This is a genomic window from Pradoshia sp. Z5_111, assembly GCF_058267535.1.
In genome coordinates this window covers 57,700-76,862 of the sequence record NZ_JBZCPQ010000001.1, presented here as the reverse complement: position 1 = coordinate 76,862, position 19,163 = coordinate 57,700, and the positions used below count along the sequence as shown (strand labels likewise).

Here is a 19,163-nt window from a genome sequence, read left to right as displayed (position 1 = left end):
AGAAAGGTTATTCCTCAATTGCCATAAAGACAGGTTTATTTGCTGTTTGATCCCATGTATAAGGTAATGAATAGGCAGGTACAAAGAGGCTTTCTTTCACTAACTCCGCTCTTATATCTTCACCCTTTTTAAATCCCGCAGAGCGATCAATAAGTAAATCATATAAATCCGGAGTATAGTCAATATACAATTCGCCATCTTCGCCTAAAACAAGGTGTAACGATTTACCTGTGAAGGGACTTTTCACAGTAGGTTCCTTGTCAAATCCCATATTTTTATAGTTCAGCGTATAGACATTGGAACCAATTTTTTCTCCAAACGCAGGATAGCCCTGTGATTGTATTTGCAGCTTGGTATCGCGTATTGTCTCGGCTAATCGTAAATCAATCAGCCTGACAGTTGGATTGGTTTCTTCATTAACAAGTGTATATTGAAAAATCCCTCCATTTTCATAGGCATTTCCAGGTATTTCAGACATATATTTAGGAACCAATTTCTGAAAATCAATTATGTATTTCATATAATAAGGTGTATCTTGATCCTTTGTCACAATCGGCAACAGGCTGCCGCCATTATCTTTTCTATATTCCATAACAGCTTTCTGAACGGATTCGACCTGATCTTCATAGGGTACTTGGTTTTGCTGTAAATTCCCCTGTGGATACAAACACCCGGATAGAAAAAGAATCGTACACAGCAAGAATGTTACGCCAGATAGTTTATGTAGTTTCTTATTCAACGCTTTATCCATTTGTAGGACCACTCACAATAATAATAACCATAATAATGGCTGCTATAAACATAGATACATAGGCAATCGTGGCTAAAAGATATTTTAATATACCCTTTAATTTATATCTGCTTAAATATATAGCCAGCACTGCGATTGCCATTAAGCCCATCCCAGCAATCGAAACCCACATTTTTTGCATTGCTAAGCTCAATATTCGGCACCCCTTTTTCATCAATTCTTTTACCATATTTTTAAAAAGAATAATATTATTTCAACCTTTGCTATTATAACCCAAAATATACCTAAAAGAAAACAAAAACGGAAGCTCGGGTTTTTTATACCCAAACTTCCGTCCTGGACTAAATATATAGACTTAGACTAAGTTTATGCTGGCTCAGTCTTTTATAAAATATACTATGTTTAAATGAACATCTCAGCAAGTAACAAATGCCTATTTTTTGACAAAATCATCTGATTAATAATTATTAATCATGCTATCCATCAAATCTTCCATTTCATGCTTCTTGCTTCTAGTCATAAGATCATCTACTTCTGTCTTAATATCCTTGTCATTAAACAGGACATCGTACAAGGCAGTCGTAATTGGCATCTTCACTTGATATTTCTCCGACAACTGATATGCTGCCTTCGTTGTTCTCACGCCTTCAACAACCATTCCCATACTTTCAAGAACCTCTTCAAGATTCTTTCCTTTTCCAAGCATATTACCGGCACGCCAGTTTCTGGAATGGACGCTTGTACATGTTACAATAAGGTCACCAATACCTGTTAATCCAAGGAATGTTAATGGGTTTGCTCCCATCTTCACACCCAGACGAGTGATTTCTGCAAGACCGCGAGTCATCAACGCAGCTTTGGCATTATCTCCATATCCAAGTCCATCCGTAATCCCAGCTGCCAAGGCAATAATGTTTTTCAAGGCACCGCCAATTTCCACTCCAACTAAGTCTTGGTTCGTGTACACACGGAAATTTTGGTTCATAAATAAATCCTGAATACGCTCTGCTGCTTTCATATTTTTAGAAGCAACTGTAACCGTTGTAGGAATCCTTCTGCTTACCTCTTCAGCATGGCTTGGGCCGGAGAGAACAATAATATCTTGTGCTATATCCGAAATTTCTTCTTCTAGCATCTCAGATATACGCAGCAAGCTATCTGGCTCGATCCCTTTACTTACATGGACGATTGTCACTTTATCCTGGACAATCGCTTTAACCTTGCGGGCCACTTCACGAATTGCTTTAGTCGGTACAGCAAAAACAATAACCTCTGAGCCAGACAATGCCTCTTCCAAATCATAGTATGCCTTAATAGCGGAAGGGAGCTTGACATCAGGTAAATAACGTATATTTGCCTGTTCACGATTTATCTCATTGACATGTTCTAACTCATGCCCCCAGATTTTTACCGCATGTCCGTTATCTGCAAGGACGATTCCCAGTGCAGTTCCCCACGAACCTGCTCCCAAAATGGTGACTGATTGTTGCATAGATTCCACTCCTCAAAAAATTATTTACGTAATCGAGAAAAGATTTTTATAGGCGTTCCTTCAAATCCAAATGCATCTCTAATTTTATTCTCCAGGAAGCGTTCATAGGAGAAGTGCATTAATTCTGGATCATTTACAAATACAACAAAGGATGGCGGCTTGACGGCTACTTGTGTAGCATAATATATTTTTAACCTTTTACCATGATGGGTTGGCGTTGGATTCATTGCTACTGCATCCATTATAACATCATTCAGGACATTCGTTTGGATACGCTGTGCATGGTTTTCACTTGCCAAATTAATCATTGGAAGCAAAGTATGAATACGCGCTTTCGTTTTAGCAGATAAGAACACAATTGGAGCATAGTCAAGGAACTGGAATTCAGCTCTGATTTTCTCTTCAAACTTCTTCATCGTTTTATCATCTTTTTCAACTGCATCCCATTTATTCACTACAATAACGATAGCTCGTCCTGCTTGATGGGCATACCCAGCAATCTTTTTATCCTGTTCAATAATGCCTTCTTCCCCGTCGAGGACCACTAGGACAACGTCTGAACGTTCAATAGCTCGTAATGCACGTAAAACACTGTACTTTTCAGTACTTTCATATACCTTACCTTTTTTCCTCATTCCAGCGGTATCAATAATGACATAATCATCGCCATTATATTTGTACGGAGAATCGACCGCATCTCTTGTAGTTCCTGCGATATTACTTACAATAACACGCTCTTCACCCAAAATCGCATTAACCAAGGAGGATTTTCCTACATTCGGTCTTCCAATCAAGCTGAACTTAATCACATCTTCGTCATAATCAGGTGCCTGATGATCAGGGAAGCTTTGTACAACAGCATCTAGTAAATCCCCAATTCCAATTCCGTGAGAGCCAGAGATTCCTATTGGTTCACCAAAACCCAATGCATAGAAATCATAAATCTGATCACGCATCTCAAAGTTATCCACTTTATTTACAGCAACGACTACCGGTTTCTTTGAACGATAGAGGATTTTTGCCACTTCTTCATCAGCAGAAGTCAATCCCTCTCTGCCACTCGTCATAAAAATAATGACATCCGCTTCATCAATAGCAATCTCTGCCTGTTGACGAATCTGTTCTAAAAATGGTTCATCCCCTATATCAATACCACCTGTATCAATAATATTGAATTCATAGTTTAACCATTCCCCAGAACTATAAATCCTGTCTCTGGTTACTCCGGCTACGTCTTCTACAATTGATATTCTTTCTCCTACAATCCGATTGAATATTGTAGATTTCCCTACATTCGGCCTGCCTACTATGGCTACAACTGGTTTTGGCATGGTCGTTCATCCTTTCAACTATCCTAGCTAAATTCCTGTTTATTTTCACTGAATTGTTAGCATGTTTAATGTTTTTATATTTTATGAAAAAAGAACCCTTCTTAATCATAAAGAAGGGTCTAACTATATTATGATAGCAAACGTTTTGCAAAGTAACAACTCTTCTGCTATATTTCCTTACGATTTTTGGAGTAAAATTTAAACGCCATTGAATTTTCCCCTTCCACCATCCTTGGTAATAAGGAAACTAAAATACTTTTCATGAAATCTACCCAATAGGTTTTTATCTGATGCCCTTGCCTTTAAATCCTATATGCTGCTGATGATAAACACTTCGCCCTGGCATTCTTTTTGTCCATAGATTATTCGCTTTATTTAAAACTACAGTAATGGTTATCGCCAGTAACAATAGGTCCAAGGATTCAAACGACCCTATCTCTTTGACTGGAAACCCGTAAACATATAAAATCCCTGAATAAACTGCTTCGCCAAGTATAATCGCTACACTTAATATACTGACCCTTTTAGTTGGATCCAAAAAGATGATACTCAGTACAACCAGCAAAGAGGCCGCTATATAAATCCAGTTTACAATAAACCATACTGGATATAGAACTGAATAAATTCTAATACATATGAAGGCAATAGTAATACAAAAAATAGCGACTGTCACTCTAATTAATTCTTTATTCGTCCAATTTCTCCATTGATAAAAAGACCAAAGTAGGGCTGCAATAAAAAACAGGTTTACATGTATACCAAATATATGGATCGATAAACCGGCAAAGCAAATCCCTGCCAATAGTCTAATCATTCCTCTCCATCTTATCTTAACGGATTCATCTGATATAAAAATAAAATACCAACAGCCAAGCCACATTAAACTGAAAAATAAATAACCTTCGTGCATAAAAACCTCCCTTAGCAGTATGCCAACTTTCAATTTTTTTAAACATTTCAAATGTAATAGGAAATTGATTTATTTGACACACTATCGGTAAACAATTAAAGAACAAGCTGGGCTGTTAGATTCTTTTCATTAAAATCAGGATATACCCCTTCCATAAACAGATGTACTACATTACAGATTTTTTAGCGACACCATTCTGGTCCTCTATTGAATTTGTGATCGAGTTATACTTTTATACTTGGATCATCTGACTGAACAAACTAAATAATACAGAACGAAGCAGAAAACTGATTTTTTTACTTTATTCGATTCATTTGTTTATACATAGAAACAGCCCTTCTCTATACCTGAGAAGGGCTGTTCTTTACTTATTATTGAATTCAAAGCATGCAAGCCGCGTAAGGGCGCCTACCACATTACTTTATCTTTTTAAATTCTTTAGCTGCTCTCCAATCATTTCACCTAATTGGAAGCCTCTTGTTTCTTCAGGAAGTTCATAGTTATCCGCTTCAGCGGCTGGATTTTCCTGCAATTCTTTAATACTTAGAGATAATCTGTGCTCATCCTCATTCACGTCAAGCACTTTCACTTTAATAACATCTCCCTCAGATAAAACCTCATGAGGAGTGCCGATGTGTTTATGAGAAATTTGAGAAATATGCACCAAGCCTTCTACACCCGGGAATACTTCGACAAAAGCACCATAGGATACAAGGCGTTTAACGGTGCCTTCCAAAACACTGCCTTTTTTTGCTTTATCCGCAATTTCTGACCAAGGTCCAGGCAAGGTCTCTTTTATGGATAAAGAAACTCTTTCGGTATCACGGTCAATAGATAAAATCTTGACTTGGACGGTTTCTCCCTCTGAGACTACATCTGAAGGTCTGTCCACATGTTCATGAGAAAGCTGTGATACATGAACCAAGCCGTCAATACCTCCGATATCAACAAATGCGCCGAAATCAGTTAATCGCTGAACCGTTCCTTCTAGGACTTGGCCAGCCTGTAAAGATTCCAGAACTCCAATTTTTTTCTTTTCTTTCTCTTCACGCACAACATCTCTGTGAGAAAGGATTAAGCGGTTTTTTTCTTGGTCCAGCTCTACAATCTTAAACGCCAACTCTTTCCCTTTGTAGTCAGAGAAATCTTCAACGAAATAATCTTCGACAAGCGAAGCAGGTACAAATCCACGTACTCCAAGGTCAACAACTAGACCACCTTTTACAACGTCTTTAACCTCTGTTTCAATAATTTCACCATTTTCAAACGAAACAACCAGGTCTCCCCACGCTTTTTCTGCATCTACTTTTCTTTTCGATAGAATCAGAGCTTCATCCTCGACTTTGATAATCTCAAACTCAAGCTCGTCCCCTTCCTTCACCACATCTGAAGCTTTTTCAACGTGCAGACTGGAGAGCTCACTGATAGGGACAATGCCATCATGCTTACTATTTTCCACTTCAATGACGACTTGTTTTTCTTCAACTTTCGTTACAGTCCCATGCACTCTTTGGCCTACATTAAACTCGGTTACATTAATATTATTCATATCCTCTGTCATATGTACTCCTCCTAACGATCACGGGTTCAATTACCTTTCAATTTTATATTTAATACCACTAATCCGTCAGTATTAAACAATATTCTAAATAATCCCTTTTTTCTAACTTCTTATAATTTGTACTATTTGTCAAGCTGGATGTTTAACGGTTCTGATCAATTAATTGCTTTATATGAGCCATTATTACTTTGGTCACTTCTTCAGGAGAGGCTTTTTGACTACGATATTCTTCCATGTCAATTGGAGGACCATATATAACTTTAGTTTTAGAAAAAGGTTTATAGGAACCAATCACGGCACAAGGAATAACTTTGGCGTCTGTTCTCAACGCAAAAAAGCCTGCACCCGCAAGACCCTCTCCCAATTCTCCTGTCTTACTGCGAGTTCCTTCAGGGAACAGACCTAAGACATGTCCATCCTTTAAAGCCCCCAACCCCTTTCGCAGGGCATTCCGGTCACTCATGCCTCTTTTAATGGGAATGGCATGAACGCGCGGTAAAATGGTTTTAAGAACAGGTACATTAAACAGCTCTTCTTTAGCTATAAAATGAACATCCCGCGGGCATGTCATCCCGACTACAGGCGGGTCCAATTCACTAATATGATTGGAGCATAACAAAACACCGCCTGTCTCAGGAAAATGTTCTCTTCCTGAAACTGAGACACGGTATAATGGAGTTAGAGCGATCTTTACTACGCCCCTGGCAAATCTATAAAAGCTCATCCATATACTCCTTTCTCTTTCGCTATTTTCATAATAGCATCCACCACTTCATCAATTGAAAGACTTGTTGTATCAAGTTCAATTGCATCTGCTGCTTTTTTCAAAGGAGATACTTCTCTTTCTGAATCAAATTTATCACGGGCCGCAATGTCTTGTTTTAATTGCTCAATATCAGAGTCAAACCCTTTTAAGATATTTTCCTCATGTCTTCTTTTGGCACGCTCATCTACACTTGCGAGCATAAAGATTTTGACTTCAGCATTTGGCATAACATGGGTACCAATATCTCTTCCATCCATTACAACGCCACCTTGTTCTGACAGAAGCTGTTGTCGTCGAACCATTTCTTCACGTACCAATTTATGCTGAGAAACAGCGGAAACATTTTTAGTTACATTCGGTGTTCTTATCTCTTCAGATACAATTACTCCATCCACCAGTACATCCTGGCCTTGATCACTATTCTGCAATTTTATATCCGTAGACATTAACAGATCATAAAGAGCTGCCTCGTTATTCGGATCTATTCCATTGTTTAATGCCTTATAAGTTAGAGCTCTGTACATTGCACCGGTATCAATATATATGTAAGTTAACCTTCTAGCAATAATTTTCGCTACTGTGCTTTTACCTGCAGCAGCAGGACCATCAATAGCAATCGATAATTTCTTATTCATTTGTTCCTCCTTGTTGTACACAAAAATTAATCATGACTATTTTAACACAGCTTTACAGGATATAAATCAATATGAATGTAAAAAAATGAGACAAAGCACTTTACTTTGTCTTTAGAAAACCTAAATATTCATTTATTGGAAATTGCCTCCACAATAGCTGTATAATTATTTTCGATGACACCTTCATATCTTGCGAGCGTTTTCCATTTAGTAAAGGTATGTTCACGATGAAAAATAAGCTGAAAAAATAATAAAAATAAAAGTTGAATGATGGCCATTTTCTTGATAAATCGCTCTACCGAATTCATATGGAACAATCCTCCTCTTACTTATGAGTTTGCCCATACTGATATGTATTTAATCTGCAAAAGCTCTGTTTCTTTCCTCCAATTGTCTTTCAAAACAATAACGCAGCAAAATTTGCCGTTCTACTTCAGAGATTTCGATAAATTCGACAGATACTTTTTTTCTATTATTCAAAACTTCGACAATTCTTTTTACTTTTACCTGAATGGGTAATTCATACACTTCTCTATTTCTCATCTCAAATGTAAACTGCAGCATTAGATTCGTATGAGTATCAATTTTTAAATTTTGCGGAACAATGATTGCTGCCCCTCCTGCACTAATATCCGTTGTTAGTGCCGTAAATGGGGTGAATTCATTATTAATGGGTTGTACATTTACTTTTGTGGATAAGCTGACACGTACATATTCTCTTCGCTGAATTTTTTCTAGATATTCATCGCCAGGATAATCTAAAAGGAGCAAAGGAATATTTTCTCTCACTCTTCCCTGGATTTCCGTGTTAAACAGATAGGTATTTTGATCATTCCCAACAAATGTACCCCTAAAATTCGTTCCATTTATTAAGTAATCTATTCGATTCGTATGTATATTAACTGGATAATCAATATAAAGAATTCCATCTCTAACATCCATTAACTTGCATCTATATGTTTCAGGCTGATCTATTTGGCTCTTCTCCAGTATGATGGTCATTCCGATTGTTAACATAGTTAAACCATTTCCCCTCTAACGTGTGTAAGAATATTCCAAAACAAGGACTTATGTACTATTATGACAGAGAATACAAAAAAGGAAAAGACTGTTTTCAGCCTTTTCCTTAGTTTATTTTTTATGAGACATTATCATACACTTTCCTTGCTTCATGCATGATTTCTACTTTTTCTTCATGTCCGTTTTCAGCATTAATGAAGATTCGGTAGGTATCATCGCCTACCGTTCCCATAAATTCATAACAAAGTACGTCTTCATATAAATTATTTGTGATAACGGCCAATCTTTTCTCCATAATCTTCACTTTACCACTAATTTCACTTTCAGCTTCTTTTTCAGTGATTGCCGGTTTATTAACTTTTCTTTCCATATCATGATTTTGAAGATAATCATCTGCTCCCAGTCCGATGATATCTCCATTATCTAGTGCTACCTTGATACGGATTGCTTCCGGATAGATTCTCACTTGATCTTTAACCGTTACAAATGTATAAACACCAACATTATTATATTGAGTACTTTCAAATAACTCCATATTCTGATAGCCCATGTTGTTCAGATATTGCTGTGCTTTCTTATATCCATCGTTTAACCCGATCTTAGTATCTGATACCTGACGATCATTAATGATATAGATGGGATGTCCACCTTTTTTTGTCAAATCAATTCCTATCGTATGACCTGTAGAAGCACTCTTTAAATTCACATGATAGAACTCGTATTTTGAGCCATCCTTGTTTTCGGTTACACTGACTGTTTTAGCATTAGAGACACCCGTATATTTTTTTGCCAGTTCAATTGCTTCCTTACGGGTTATTTCTCTCCCGGACAAATTTTTATAATCTATGTTTTTTTCCTCTGTAGATGTAAATGTAGGGCCATATTCACTTTTTTGTCCAATTGACTTAACATTTTTATCGATCGTTTTAAGTCCATCAATAACTTGGTTGTCTCTTTGGCTGTCCCGATTCGTATCCGCCAAGGCTGTTTCGACATCCATCCAACGTAAGTCATTATCGCTGATTTTCCTTTGAACACTCCTCAATTCATCCCTTATATCCGTTGCGTCACTATACAGAGCTTTTAACGTATTATATTCCTCAGCAGATAGCGGACTTTTATCTAAATCTCGCACAGATGTCTTATAGGCGAAATCACCGATATTTGTTAAAAATTTCTCTGTTTCATGAAATGGCATTAACGTTAAGGGCAAATGACCAACGTTGTTATGCGCTTCACTTGTTAATCTCCAAACCTCAGCCAATGCTGGAGATAGGGAATCATTTGTATTCATAGCCAATGTCGTCCCGATTTTATCATTTAACACATCAATTTGATAGTTCAGATCATTAAAGGCACGCTGATAATTATTCTCGGTTTGATTCATGATAGCTATTTTCTCTTGATGATCCTGATATGCCCAGTACGCTGTTCCAACTAAACCGATTAACAACACAGCAATCACGATATTTCTTATCATTACATTCACCTCAGTTGCAGAATATATGCTTGCCGATTTTTTTTATTTGCGGACGACTCCATATCCATGAACTTGTCGCAGTTTCCGGGTTAAAATAATATTCAGCTTCACCGGTCGGATCCCAACCGTTGATAGCATCTATAACAGCGTTTCTTGAACTCTCATTAGGTTCAAGCCAGATTTGTCCGTCAGCTACTGCAGTAAATGCTCCCGACTGAAATATAACCCCTGAAACTGTATTTGGAAACGATGAACTTTGGACCCTATTTAAAATAACCGCAGCAACTGCTACCTGACCCTCGTATGGTTCACCTCTCGCTTCTCCATGAACTGCATTCGCCATTAACTTAATATCACTTTCCGAAAATCCAGCCGGTATATTCGCAGCTGTACCGGTCGTCTTTGTGGATGTGTTCTTTTTAGCCGTATTTGTTGATTTTGTCGTTTTATTCGCTGATGCTTTTGGTTTGACTTGATGCTCAATTGGAGTCCCCTGATAATAGGTGAATTCATTTCCTGAATTAATTTGTTTTTTCACCCAAGAAGCGTTGTAATTAGAGGCGCTGACCAGTTTACTTTTAGTCTTTGCTCCACCTAACCCATCAATAGGTAACCCGAATTGCTCCTGAAAATTACGTAATGCCCAGTATGTTCCCCATCCAAAGACCCCATCAATTTTTCCATGATAAAAGCCTATATTTTGAAGACGCGCTTGTAATTCGATGACATCATCACCGACAGCTCCCCTTTGAATCACTTGATTAGTAAATGCTTCAGTCTGGATATCAAAAATAGGTGAGAGGAATAAAAAACAACCAATTATTGAAAAGGATACTAACTTCCTTACTAAACCCTTCATTTCATGCCCTCCTGTAGAATTAATGACAGTAAGGGTAGTTTTTGCAAACACATATAAAATATTCAGTCCAACATTAAAATCATTTTCAAACGAGAGGGTTGATGATTTAAAAAATGAGTTGCATACAAAAGCTTTTTGAGCTAATTGCAGAGGAAAAAAAGTTGAATTGAGATAAAGAATAATCATTTAGGAACGTAGAAGAAATGGGGTATAAGCATATTCTCTGTTAACATAATAAGCAGCATTTCAGGATGGATTTATTACCTTTATTTACTCCAGAGGATTAAAGCCGCAGGCAACACAGATAGATAGAAACATCCATTCAAATAAAAAAACAAACCCTAATCAAATCCCACTCCTAAAAAAGCAGATTTAGATTAACGTTTGTTTCTATTTTACTGCAGTTTACAGTTTATTAAACTGATTCAAATGACTGTTTAAAAGCTTTTTCTGTTAAAATCCTGGCCTTTTTTACTTTCCAAAGTCCGAGACCCCATAGGCAGAACATAAATGGAATTAAATATACATACCATTTTTCCTGCTCCATTAATATATAGTTAAACGAACCATGCAAGACAATCGGAATGAACAAGGCTGTCAGCATATAGGTCAGCTTTAACCTAGGCTGGGTTTGGAATTTGGCTTTACCAAAATAAAAGCCCATGATGACTCCAAACAGTCCATGGCTAGAAACAGGGAACATCGCTCTCCCCCATGCATATTCAAGCCCATTTGAAAATAAATAGAGGATATTTTCCAATGTTGCAAACCCCAAAGAGATGGAGACCCCATAAACAATTCCATCATACGGTTCATCAAAATCAACATGGCCATAAATCAACCAAAGGAATAAAGCCCATTTGATCAGCTCTTCTACCATTCCCTTTTCAAAGAAGGCATCAGCCCAAACAGAAAGAAAAATCCCTTCTGCCTGGATAACATATTGAATAAACATAACAGGTATGACAAATAACGCACCATAGATAAATGCTTTAAATACAACTGATACAGGCTCAGTGTTATATTGGTCTTTCAGGTAAAAATAAATTAGCAAGGCTATACCAGGTGCAACGCCTGCTGTTAATATATTTAACATGGATTACCCTCTCTTTTTTACTCTTTCGTCCTTTAATCGTAACACGGACGAAAAAAAAAGAAAATCAAGAATTCTCATAGCTTTCATATGGTTAGCGGATTGCGAACCCTACAACTTAAAAGCAGCCTTGATATCGACATTACCATTGGATAATAATATGGCCAATTTCAATCTTGCCTTCTTGCTGTCATAATCCTCTCCAAGAATCACACCCCTATTTTGCAGGTCATGCGCACTGCCGTGGTACCCATAGGAAGGATACACTTTTCCTTCTTCGGCACTTGTACTGATAACAATGGTTACCCCGTTATCCAAAGCAGATTGGATAGAACTGACCATTAAGGGCGTTACTTGCCCACGGCCGACTCCTTCAAGCACAATTCCACGTGCGCCGGCATTTACAGCGGCATCAATCATAATCCCATCTGCTCCTGTATAGCATTTTACGATATCAACGCGCGGGATTTCCGGTCCAATTTTGTAGGATTCATTATAGATTGGCTTTTGATAGACACTGACTACATCATTATCGATGATTCCGAGATATCCATAACCAAATGATTCAAAGCCCTGGAGATTTGAAGCATGGACTTTTTTCACGTATCTTGCGGAATAAATCCGCTCATTAAAGACAACCAAAACTCCGCTATGCTTTAAATGTTGATTTGCGGCTACATAGATTGAATTCCTTAAATTGGAATACACATCGGTTCCGACATCCTGAGGGGAGCGCTGTGAGCCAGTTACCACTATTGGTCTGGAATCTTTAGTTGTTAGATCGAGAAAATAAGCCGTTTCCTCTAACGAATCCGTTCCATGAGTGACTACTACTCCACAAACTCCTTCATCCTCCAATTCCTTTTCAATGGCTTCTTTTATTAAAACCATATCTTCAAAACCAATATGCATGGAAGGCTTTTGCATTAAGTCTATAATTTTTATATCGAAACCCTCCGGCAACTGACAGAGTGCTGCTAATTCCTCACCACTCATAGCACCCGAATTCAGAAGTCCTTTAGAGATTTCTTTACTGGCAATCGTTCCACCAGTCGTTATTAGTGAAATTTTCTTCATATTACACCTCTTAACAAGTAGTCAAGCAATCTTAATGCTATTCTATTCTAACCCTTCTTTATCTTTTACCGCATTTGCTATTTGCCCACCATGAAATCTTCCATTCTCAATAAAAATTTCATTAGCATTATTTCCGGCCACAATCACACCAGCCACAAATAGGTTCTCTACGTTTGTTTCCATTGTTTGCTCATTAATCACCGGTTTCCCTGTCTCACTGTGTATCTCAACACCTACATTGGTTAGAAGACTGTAATCCGGATGATACCCAGTCATAGCAAAAACATAATCATTTTGTATTTCGATCGTTTGCCCCTCTTTTTCGTAAATGACGGTTTGCTCTTTAATCTCTTTTACAACTGAATTAAATTCCATTTTTATAATTCCGTTGCGGACATATGATTCAAACTCGGGCAAAATCCAAGGTTTAATGCTTTTTGAATAAACATCTCCCCGATATATGACTGTTACCCTCGCTCCCGCTTTAACAAGCTCCAGCGCAGCATCTACGCTTGAATTTTTGCCACCGATTACAACCACATCCATATCGTAAAAAGGATGTCCTTCTTTGAAATAATGGAATACTTTATCCAGATTTTCACCTGGTATATTCATCATATTTGGTTGATCATAATAGCCCGTTGCAATGATACAATATGGTGTTTCATATTCACTTTTGGTTGTTTTTATTTTAAATAATCCATTCTCTTGCTTTTCTATTACTTCCACACATTCATATGTATTTATTCTAAGATTCTTCCTCTTCGCTACTTCTCTATAGTATGTTAATGCCTGGAGCCGGACGGGTTTCCGATTTTCAGTAATGAAGGCGACATCCCCAATTTCTAATTTCTCACTGGTTGAGAAAAAGGTTTGATGCGTTGGGTAATGATAGATTGAATTAACAATATTCCCCTTTTCAATAATCAATGGATTTTTACCAATTTCCTTTAAATTAATGGAAGCTGACATACCACATGGTCCGCCGCCAATTACAATTGCTTCTTCGTATTGCATTTTTCTTTCCTCCAAATAACCGTAAACTGGAATTTCCAATTCGTAATTCGTATGTAGTATCTAGTACTTCTCAAAGAATATTTAAATAACCCTTTTAGAATAACATTTTTAGGACCTAAACTCATCCACTGCATGCAAAAAAGTTTTCTATCTCACAAGGGACAGAAAACTTTCTTATTGTTTGCAGTATTAAATCCAGCCTCTGAAACGCGATGCTTCGGCCATTTTCCGTACCCCAACCATATAGGCAGCGAGGCGCATGTCAACACGGCGGGATTGAGCTGTATCGTAGATGGTATTAAATGATTTAACCATTACTTTTTGTAATTTTTCCTCAACTTCTTCTTCAGTCCAATAGTATCCTTGATTATTCTGTACCCATTCAAAATAAGATACTGTAACACCACCGGCAGAAGCTAAAACGTCCGGTACTAACAGTATACCGCGATCTGTTAGAATACGCGTTCCTTCCAAAGTGGTTGGACCATTAGCAGCTTCAACGACAATCTTCGCTCGTATATTGTGAGCGTTTTCGTCTGTAATTTGATTTTCAATTGCGGCAGGTACCAAAACATCACATTCCAGTTCAAGTAATTCTTGATTGGTTATCGTATTCGTGAATAGGTTGGTTACTGTACCAAAGCTGTCTCGACGATCCAGCAAGTAATCAATATCAAGGCCATCGGGATCATGTAAAGCCCCATTTGCATCTGAAATACCGATTACCTTGGCACCGGCATCATGCATGAATTTTGCCAAAAAGCTTCCTGCATTTCCAAAGCCTTGGACAACAACTTTCGCTCCTACTAAATCCATTCCGCGTTTTTTAATCGCTTCATGGATACAAATAGTTACCCCTTTGGCAGTGGCTGATTCCCTGCCATGTGAACCGCCAAGAACAAGCGGTTTACCGGTAATAAATCCCGGAGAGTTAAATTCATCTATACGACTGTATTCATCCATCATCCAGGCCATAATCTGTGAATTGGTGAAAACATCCGGTGCCGGGATATCTTTTGTAGGACCGACCAATTGGCTTATCGCCCTGACATATCCACGGCTAAGCCTTTCCAATTCCCGAAAAGACATATTGCGCGGATCACATATGATACCGCCTTTTGCCCCTCCATACGGTAAGTCTACAATGCCACATTTCAAACTCATCCATATGGATAAAGCTTTAATCTCTTTCTCTGTAACATTAGGATGAAAACGAATTCCACCTTTTGTCGGACCTATAGCGTCATTATGTTGAGCACGATAACCAGTGAAAACCGTTACAGAACCATCGTCCATTTTAACAGGGATTTTCACAGTTAGCATACGAAGCGGTTCCTTCAATAATTCAAATACCTCTTCTGGATATCCAAGCTTATCTAAAGCCTTATGGATGACAGTCTGAGTCGATTTTAAAACATCTAGTTTGTCCTCAGTGGAATGATGGTCGGCTGTCATTATAGTACCTCCTACAGATGTATAATAAGTAATATTTTCCTACCAGCATAAGTATACAACTTTGGCAATTGTCTGGAAAGTGAAACAATAGAATAATAGGATTAAAAATTGTAAAGCAAGATTAATAAAATTTTTGGGGAGAATATTCAGATTTATTATTCACTTTTATAAATTCAGTATACTTAATAAACCTTGAAAAGTGCAAGAGTACTGTTTTAGCCTTTATAAACACGCTTAGATTAAATAAAAATAACCACATCTTTTAGATGCGATTATCATAGAAAATATTTTTTTATAATAGTAATTATATTCTCTTCACATATCCTGTGCCCGTAATCTTCCAGGTATTCTTTACTCAAGGTCGAGAATTCTCCAAACTCCAAAAGAATAGACATAAGAGTTGCTTGGTTTATAAGAGCATCTTCTTTTATCTCTAAATAGTAGTTGGACTTCCAATAATAAAGGATTCCTTTCACATTCCAGCTAGTCTTTATCATTCTGCAAGCTTGTACTACATCATCAAATTCCGCAAATTCATATATGATTTGATCTCGCTTCATTATATTGACGGATAGATACCCTTCTATTTCTTCTTCTTCTTCGAGACCTTCGTTTAAATAGTACGCATCCCTTTTTAAAATCATATAGATTCCGTAGCATGGATACGAGTATACATCCATCTGAAAATATCCGGTAACCAAGTTCCCGCATTCTTCAAGCACTTCTTGAATAATATGATAAAAAAAGCTATGCGTTTCCACCGAATGACTGGTTAGCACCTGACAGTTAACACCTCTGTCTTCCAATTCATCGTAGGGAATAAATAGTTTGAACAATGCCGGATTGATTTGTTTAAGCTTCATGAAAAAATCCTCCTGTAGCTACCTCTCTCCATTCCATTGTATGAAGGGAGCCACAGTCGGTACCTTGTTTTAAATCAAGAAGGAGTTGCCTTCTTTAAATGGATTAAATGAGTCTCAGGTTTTGCCATTAATCGCAGCGGAAGTAAGCTTGTTCCATATCCATTACTTGTTAGGATGGTCGTATTATTCCTCTCCGAGACACCGCCCAATTTATATCTGCCCATCCCAAAAATCCTAATTTGGCCACCGTGGGTATGACCGCTCAATACTAAATCAATCCTATATGATTTTTCCATTTCCTTTTCTATTTCCGGAGTATGACTGGCTAGAATTCTAAAACTGTCAGATTCCACTTCTTCCATTGCCAAATCAAGCCGCCCCGTTTGTTCCTCTTCATCATAAAAGTCAATTCCAAGCAGGCGTATTTTATCGCCATCCTTTGTTTCAAACAGTACGCTTGTATCTAGTAATTCATGGATATCCAACTCTACAAAAAGTGCATCCAGTTCATGTCTATCTATTTCATAATCATTATTACCCCATATGAAATAAACAGGACCTACACTTTTTAATTTAGTTAAATTTTCTTTTATTCTATCTAGCGGTACCCCTTTTTCAGCCAGGTCACCGCCAATTAAAACAAAATCAGCTTTCCCTTTTACCTGCCCAATAATTTCATTACTGATGACCCGCCTATGTATATCTGAAATAAAAAAGATTGTGATGGTCTCATCACTTGGAAATGTACTGAATTCAAACGTATGATCAATCACTCGGTCCTGATGCGCAAGCCTGTACATATAGATGAATAAGCACGCACATAAAGCAATTAATAAGCCAAAAATCAACAGCACTGCCATAGTATCTCCCTTTCAATCCTTCATATCTTAAAACTAAAAGAAGCCAGCCTAATAAATGACCAGCTCTACATTTATATATATCTTTATTTTTGATCAATATGCAAAACTTTTTCATCAATATGCAAGACTCTAAAGCCTGATTCCTCTAATTTTTGGATAAATTTATCTACATTCGGCGCCTTCGCTACTTTAATGACAATTCGCCTTAAAAGTTTATCGGTTTCATCAAAGGTAACTAATGAAATAATTTGTTGCTGATATTGCCTTGCAATCTCAGTTAACCTGGCAATACGTCCCTTGGTTTCAACTGTAGTTAATGCTATCCTCACACCAGGTACATGAACACCAAAGGTACTCTGGAATTGTTCAATTATATCATAGCGCGTAACAATGCCATGGAAATACCCGTAATCATCCAGCACAGCTAATAAAGGTGTCTCTTTTAAATCCAGAAATATATTTTCGTATATTTCGTCTTCTTTTAATGTCTTGTTTACCTCAGCGATTGATTCTGCTTTTGTTTCTTTTAAAAAAATATCTCTGGGCAGCTCTGATAAAAAGGCTGCTTTGTATACTCGATACCTTGTAATCGTACCTATATACTGATTTCCTTTCAGAACTGGCACTCCCTCAATTTGATGTTCATCCAGCACCGAGAAAACCTCTTGAAGAGTATCATTGTAAGAAACCGTATGACAATGATATTTTGAAATCATGATATTCTTTACAAACATTAAAGCACCCCCACCGCAATCTAGTATAAACATTCCCTATAATTAATACTTATTCGACAAATCACAAACTTTACCTGCCTTATTTGTGAAAAATTACTTATTTTCGTGAAAAAGATTAATATCATATAAATCTTTAAATTTATTAAAGAGGATATGTCTATTTTTCCATGCAATATCATTTTTCCAAAGATCCTTACTCCTATCTATAATCTCACATCGCAAAGCATGAAATTCCTTTTCCGCCTTGTCCATCTTTTTTTTGTAATAAAGCATCCCTCCATACATAAAGGCAAGTAATAGTATACAGACAATGATAAATTCACTTTCAAAAAAATAGTTATACATGGACATAAAAGAATACGAATAGAGAGGAAGAACGTTCTTATATACATAGACAACCAGAATCGCTGTTAAACCTAAGGTAAGGTAAATAAATAAAAAATGACGGGTTTTATAATGATCAAACTTGCGTTTCCTTTTCACCACATTGTTGAGCATTATTTTTGTAGCCTCATCGGTATGTTCGTCCAAATCATGAATATGCGCTTCCATAAACCACCTCTCCTTTTCATACTCATGTTTATGAAAAGGAGAGGTCAATTATGAAACTCTTGTCCATTATTTATTTAGCTGTTCCCTATACATGCTTACTAGTACTATAACTATTATAAGACTGTTTTTCCCTTGCCTGATTGCTTATTTATGACAAATCCAAGGATTAAATCAATGGTGAAATGCATCACGATTGTAACAAATAAGTTGCCTGTCCATTCATAAATCATTCCAATAAAGAAACTTAGCAATAAAATATTCACAAACAAGTAAACATTATATAGATACCTTATATGGATTAGTGCAAATATGAGGCTGGCCATCCACAAACCAACATACGTTTGAATGATTCCCCTGAATAATAATTCCTCACTAAAAGAGACTAGTAGGACAATAAAGATTAGTTGCCGACCATTCAGAGACCTAAAAATACGTTGATTAATTCCACCATCATTAAAATATCTCTCGGGAAGATACCTCATCGAAAGTAAGTCATAGAGAACCACCAGCAATCCGGCTGGGATTCCAATAAGAAGGATAGACCAATCTTGAAAATCAAATAACAATAAAAACTCCTGTATATCATCAAAGACCCATATACCCAAAAAAGAGGAGATTATAAGCAAAAGCAATTGTGTTTGAATCAACGCCTTGTATAGCTCCTCATCTTTCAGCTGACTTACGAGCTCTGCCTGTTTATTTTTCAT

General features: G+C 37.1%; 21 protein-coding genes. All 21 read right to left on the bottom strand.

What is annotated here, in order from left to right:
* Positions 1-7: 7 nt before the first annotated feature.
* Positions 8-751, bottom strand: coding sequence for a YphF family lipoprotein (locus AC4D4A_RS00430; protein WP_490994067.1), 744 nt, complete (start codon positions 749-751; stop codon positions 8-10).
* On the bottom strand, positions 744-944 hold the full coding sequence (locus tag AC4D4A_RS00425; RefSeq protein ID WP_490994066.1) for a DUF2768 domain-containing protein: 201 nt from the start codon (positions 942-944) through the stop codon (positions 744-746). The genes AC4D4A_RS00430 and AC4D4A_RS00425 overlap by 8 nt, the downstream gene beginning before the upstream one ends.
* 264 nt (positions 945-1,208) lie before the next feature.
* Positions 1,209-2,243, bottom strand: a complete 1,035-nt coding sequence (locus tag AC4D4A_RS00420; RefSeq protein ID WP_490994065.1) for an NAD(P)H-dependent glycerol-3-phosphate dehydrogenase — start codon at positions 2,241-2,243, stop codon at positions 1,209-1,211.
* Between the two features lie 20 nt (positions 2,244-2,263).
* The gene (gene der, locus AC4D4A_RS00415) at positions 2,264-3,574 is read right to left on the bottom strand and encodes a ribosome biogenesis GTPase Der (protein WP_490994064.1); all 1,311 of its coding nucleotides are present in this window, start codon (positions 3,572-3,574) and stop codon (positions 2,264-2,266) included.
* A gap of 283 nt (positions 3,575-3,857) precedes the next feature.
* The gene (locus AC4D4A_RS00410; protein ID WP_490994063.1) at positions 3,858-4,484 is read right to left on the bottom strand and encodes a YphA family membrane protein; all 627 of its coding nucleotides are present in this window, start codon (positions 4,482-4,484) and stop codon (positions 3,858-3,860) included.
* A gap of 421 nt (positions 4,485-4,905) precedes the next feature.
* Positions 4,906-6,045 carry a 30S ribosomal protein S1 gene (gene rpsA / locus AC4D4A_RS00405; RefSeq protein WP_490994062.1) on the bottom strand — a complete coding sequence of 380 codons (1,140 nt, stop codon included), beginning with the start codon at positions 6,043-6,045 and terminating at the stop codon, positions 4,906-4,908.
* A gap of 142 nt (positions 6,046-6,187) precedes the next feature.
* The gene (locus tag AC4D4A_RS00400; RefSeq protein ID WP_066107498.1) at positions 6,188-6,769 is read right to left on the bottom strand and encodes a lysophospholipid acyltransferase family protein; all 582 of its coding nucleotides are present in this window, start codon (positions 6,767-6,769) and stop codon (positions 6,188-6,190) included.
* Complete coding sequence (cmk, locus tag AC4D4A_RS00395) at positions 6,766-7,446, bottom strand: (d)CMP kinase (protein WP_490994061.1); 681 nt, start codon at positions 7,444-7,446, stop codon at positions 6,766-6,768. Before cmk ends, AC4D4A_RS00400 begins: the two co-directional genes overlap by 4 nt.
* A 128-nt stretch (positions 7,447-7,574) precedes the next feature.
* A complete protein-coding gene (locus AC4D4A_RS00390) occupies positions 7,575-7,754 on the bottom strand; it encodes a DUF5359 family protein (protein ID WP_490994060.1) in 180 nt (59 codons plus the stop codon).
* Positions 7,755-7,803: 49 nt separating this feature from the next.
* On the bottom strand, positions 7,804-8,463 hold the full coding sequence (locus AC4D4A_RS00385; protein WP_490994059.1) for a flagellar brake protein: 660 nt from the start codon (positions 8,461-8,463) through the stop codon (positions 7,804-7,806).
* Positions 8,464-8,584: 121 nt separating this feature from the next.
* Positions 8,585-9,946 (bottom strand): germination protein YpeB, encoded by a 1,362-nt coding sequence (ypeB, locus tag AC4D4A_RS00380; RefSeq protein WP_490994058.1) that lies wholly within the window; start codon positions 9,944-9,946, stop codon positions 8,585-8,587.
* A 10-nt stretch (positions 9,947-9,956) separates the two neighbouring features.
* Positions 9,957-10,805, bottom strand: coding sequence for a spore cortex-lytic enzyme (sleB, locus tag AC4D4A_RS00375; RefSeq protein ID WP_490994057.1), 849 nt, complete (start codon positions 10,803-10,805; stop codon positions 9,957-9,959).
* A gap of 415 nt (positions 10,806-11,220) precedes the next feature.
* A complete protein-coding gene (prsW, locus tag AC4D4A_RS00370) occupies positions 11,221-11,901 on the bottom strand; it encodes a glutamic-type intramembrane protease PrsW (protein WP_490994056.1) in 681 nt (226 codons plus the stop codon).
* Positions 11,902-12,009: 108 nt separating this feature from the next.
* Positions 12,010-12,975, bottom strand: a complete 966-nt coding sequence (locus AC4D4A_RS00365) for an asparaginase (protein ID WP_490994055.1) — start codon at positions 12,973-12,975, stop codon at positions 12,010-12,012.
* A gap of 42 nt (positions 12,976-13,017) precedes the next feature.
* Positions 13,018-13,992 carry a YpdA family putative bacillithiol disulfide reductase gene (locus tag AC4D4A_RS00360; protein WP_490994054.1) on the bottom strand — a complete coding sequence of 325 codons (975 nt, stop codon included), beginning with the start codon at positions 13,990-13,992 and terminating at the stop codon, positions 13,018-13,020.
* A gap of 189 nt (positions 13,993-14,181) precedes the next feature.
* The gene (locus AC4D4A_RS00355; protein ID WP_490994053.1) at positions 14,182-15,447 is read right to left on the bottom strand and encodes a Glu/Leu/Phe/Val family dehydrogenase; all 1,266 of its coding nucleotides are present in this window, start codon (positions 15,445-15,447) and stop codon (positions 14,182-14,184) included.
* 275 nt (positions 15,448-15,722) lie between these two features.
* A complete protein-coding gene (locus AC4D4A_RS00350; RefSeq protein WP_490994052.1) occupies positions 15,723-16,310 on the bottom strand; it encodes an adaptor protein MecA in 588 nt (195 codons plus the stop codon).
* Between the two features lie 74 nt (positions 16,311-16,384).
* Entirely contained in the window at positions 16,385-17,170 is a 786-nt protein-coding gene (locus tag AC4D4A_RS00345; protein ID WP_490994051.1) for a metallophosphoesterase, read from the bottom strand.
* Positions 17,171-17,253: 83 nt separating this feature from the next.
* The gene (locus tag AC4D4A_RS00340; RefSeq protein ID WP_490994050.1) at positions 17,254-17,904 is read right to left on the bottom strand and encodes a CBS domain-containing protein; all 651 of its coding nucleotides are present in this window, start codon (positions 17,902-17,904) and stop codon (positions 17,254-17,256) included.
* 93 nt (positions 17,905-17,997) lie between these two features.
* The gene (locus tag AC4D4A_RS00335; RefSeq protein WP_490994049.1) at positions 17,998-18,456 is read right to left on the bottom strand and encodes a YpbF family protein; all 459 of its coding nucleotides are present in this window, start codon (positions 18,454-18,456) and stop codon (positions 17,998-18,000) included.
* A gap of 113 nt (positions 18,457-18,569) precedes the next feature.
* Positions 18,570-19,163, bottom strand: a complete 594-nt coding sequence (locus tag AC4D4A_RS00330; protein WP_490994048.1) for a CPBP family intramembrane glutamic endopeptidase — start codon at positions 19,161-19,163, stop codon at positions 18,570-18,572.

Bases quoted from the DNA above. Each gene is read 5' to 3' on its own strand.
- AC4D4A_RS00390 (WP_490994060.1), bottom strand. From the start codon at position 7,754: ATGAATTCGGTAGAGCGATTTATCAAGAAAATGGCCATCATTCAACTT.
- AC4D4A_RS00350 (WP_490994052.1), bottom strand. From the start codon at position 16,310: ATGAAGCTTAAACAAATCAATCCGGCATTGTTCAAACTATTTATTCCC.
- AC4D4A_RS00420 (WP_490994065.1), bottom strand. From the start codon at position 2,243: ATGCAACAATCAGTCACCATTTTGGGAGCAGGTTCGTGGGGAACTGCA.
- sleB (WP_490994057.1), bottom strand. From the start codon at position 10,805: ATGAAGGGTTTAGTAAGGAAGTTAGTATCCTTTTCAATAATTGGTTGT.
- AC4D4A_RS00385 (WP_490994059.1), bottom strand. From the start codon at position 8,463: ATGTTAACAATCGGAATGACCATCATACTGGAGAAGAGCCAAATAGAT.
- AC4D4A_RS00400 (WP_066107498.1), bottom strand. From the start codon at position 6,769: ATGAGCTTTTATAGATTTGCCAGGGGCGTAGTAAAGATCGCTCTAACT.
- AC4D4A_RS00360 (WP_490994054.1), bottom strand. From the start codon at position 13,992: ATGCAATACGAAGAAGCAATTGTAATTGGCGGCGGACCATGTGGTATG.
- AC4D4A_RS00345 (WP_490994051.1), bottom strand. From the start codon at position 17,170: ATGGCAGTGCTGTTGATTTTTGGCTTATTAATTGCTTTATGTGCGTGC.
- AC4D4A_RS00335 (WP_490994049.1), bottom strand. From the start codon at position 18,456: ATGGAAGCGCATATTCATGATTTGGACGAACATACCGATGAGGCTACA.
- AC4D4A_RS00410 (WP_490994063.1), bottom strand. From the start codon at position 4,484: ATGCACGAAGGTTATTTATTTTTCAGTTTAATGTGGCTTGGCTGTTGG.
- ypeB (WP_490994058.1), bottom strand. From the start codon at position 9,946: ATGATAAGAAATATCGTGATTGCTGTGTTGTTAATCGGTTTAGTTGGA.
- der (WP_490994064.1), bottom strand. From the start codon at position 3,574: ATGCCAAAACCAGTTGTAGCCATAGTAGGCAGGCCGAATGTAGGGAAA.
- AC4D4A_RS00330 (WP_490994048.1), bottom strand. From the start codon at position 19,163: ATGAAAAATAAACAGGCAGAGCTCGTAAGTCAGCTGAAAGATGAGGAG.
- AC4D4A_RS00340 (WP_490994050.1), bottom strand. From the start codon at position 17,904: ATGTTTGTAAAGAATATCATGATTTCAAAATATCATTGTCATACGGTT.
- prsW (WP_490994056.1), bottom strand. From the start codon at position 11,901: ATGTTAAATATATTAACAGCAGGCGTTGCACCTGGTATAGCCTTGCTA.
- rpsA (WP_490994062.1), bottom strand. From the start codon at position 6,045: ATGACAGAGGATATGAATAATATTAATGTAACCGAGTTTAATGTAGGC.
- AC4D4A_RS00430 (WP_490994067.1), bottom strand. From the start codon at position 751: ATGGATAAAGCGTTGAATAAGAAACTACATAAACTATCTGGCGTAACA.
- AC4D4A_RS00365 (WP_490994055.1), bottom strand. From the start codon at position 12,975: ATGAAGAAAATTTCACTAATAACGACTGGTGGAACGATTGCCAGTAAA.
- cmk (WP_490994061.1), bottom strand. From the start codon at position 7,446: ATGAATAAGAAATTATCGATTGCTATTGATGGTCCTGCTGCTGCAGGT.
- AC4D4A_RS00355 (WP_490994053.1), bottom strand. From the start codon at position 15,447: ATGACAGCCGACCATCATTCCACTGAGGACAAACTAGATGTTTTAAAA.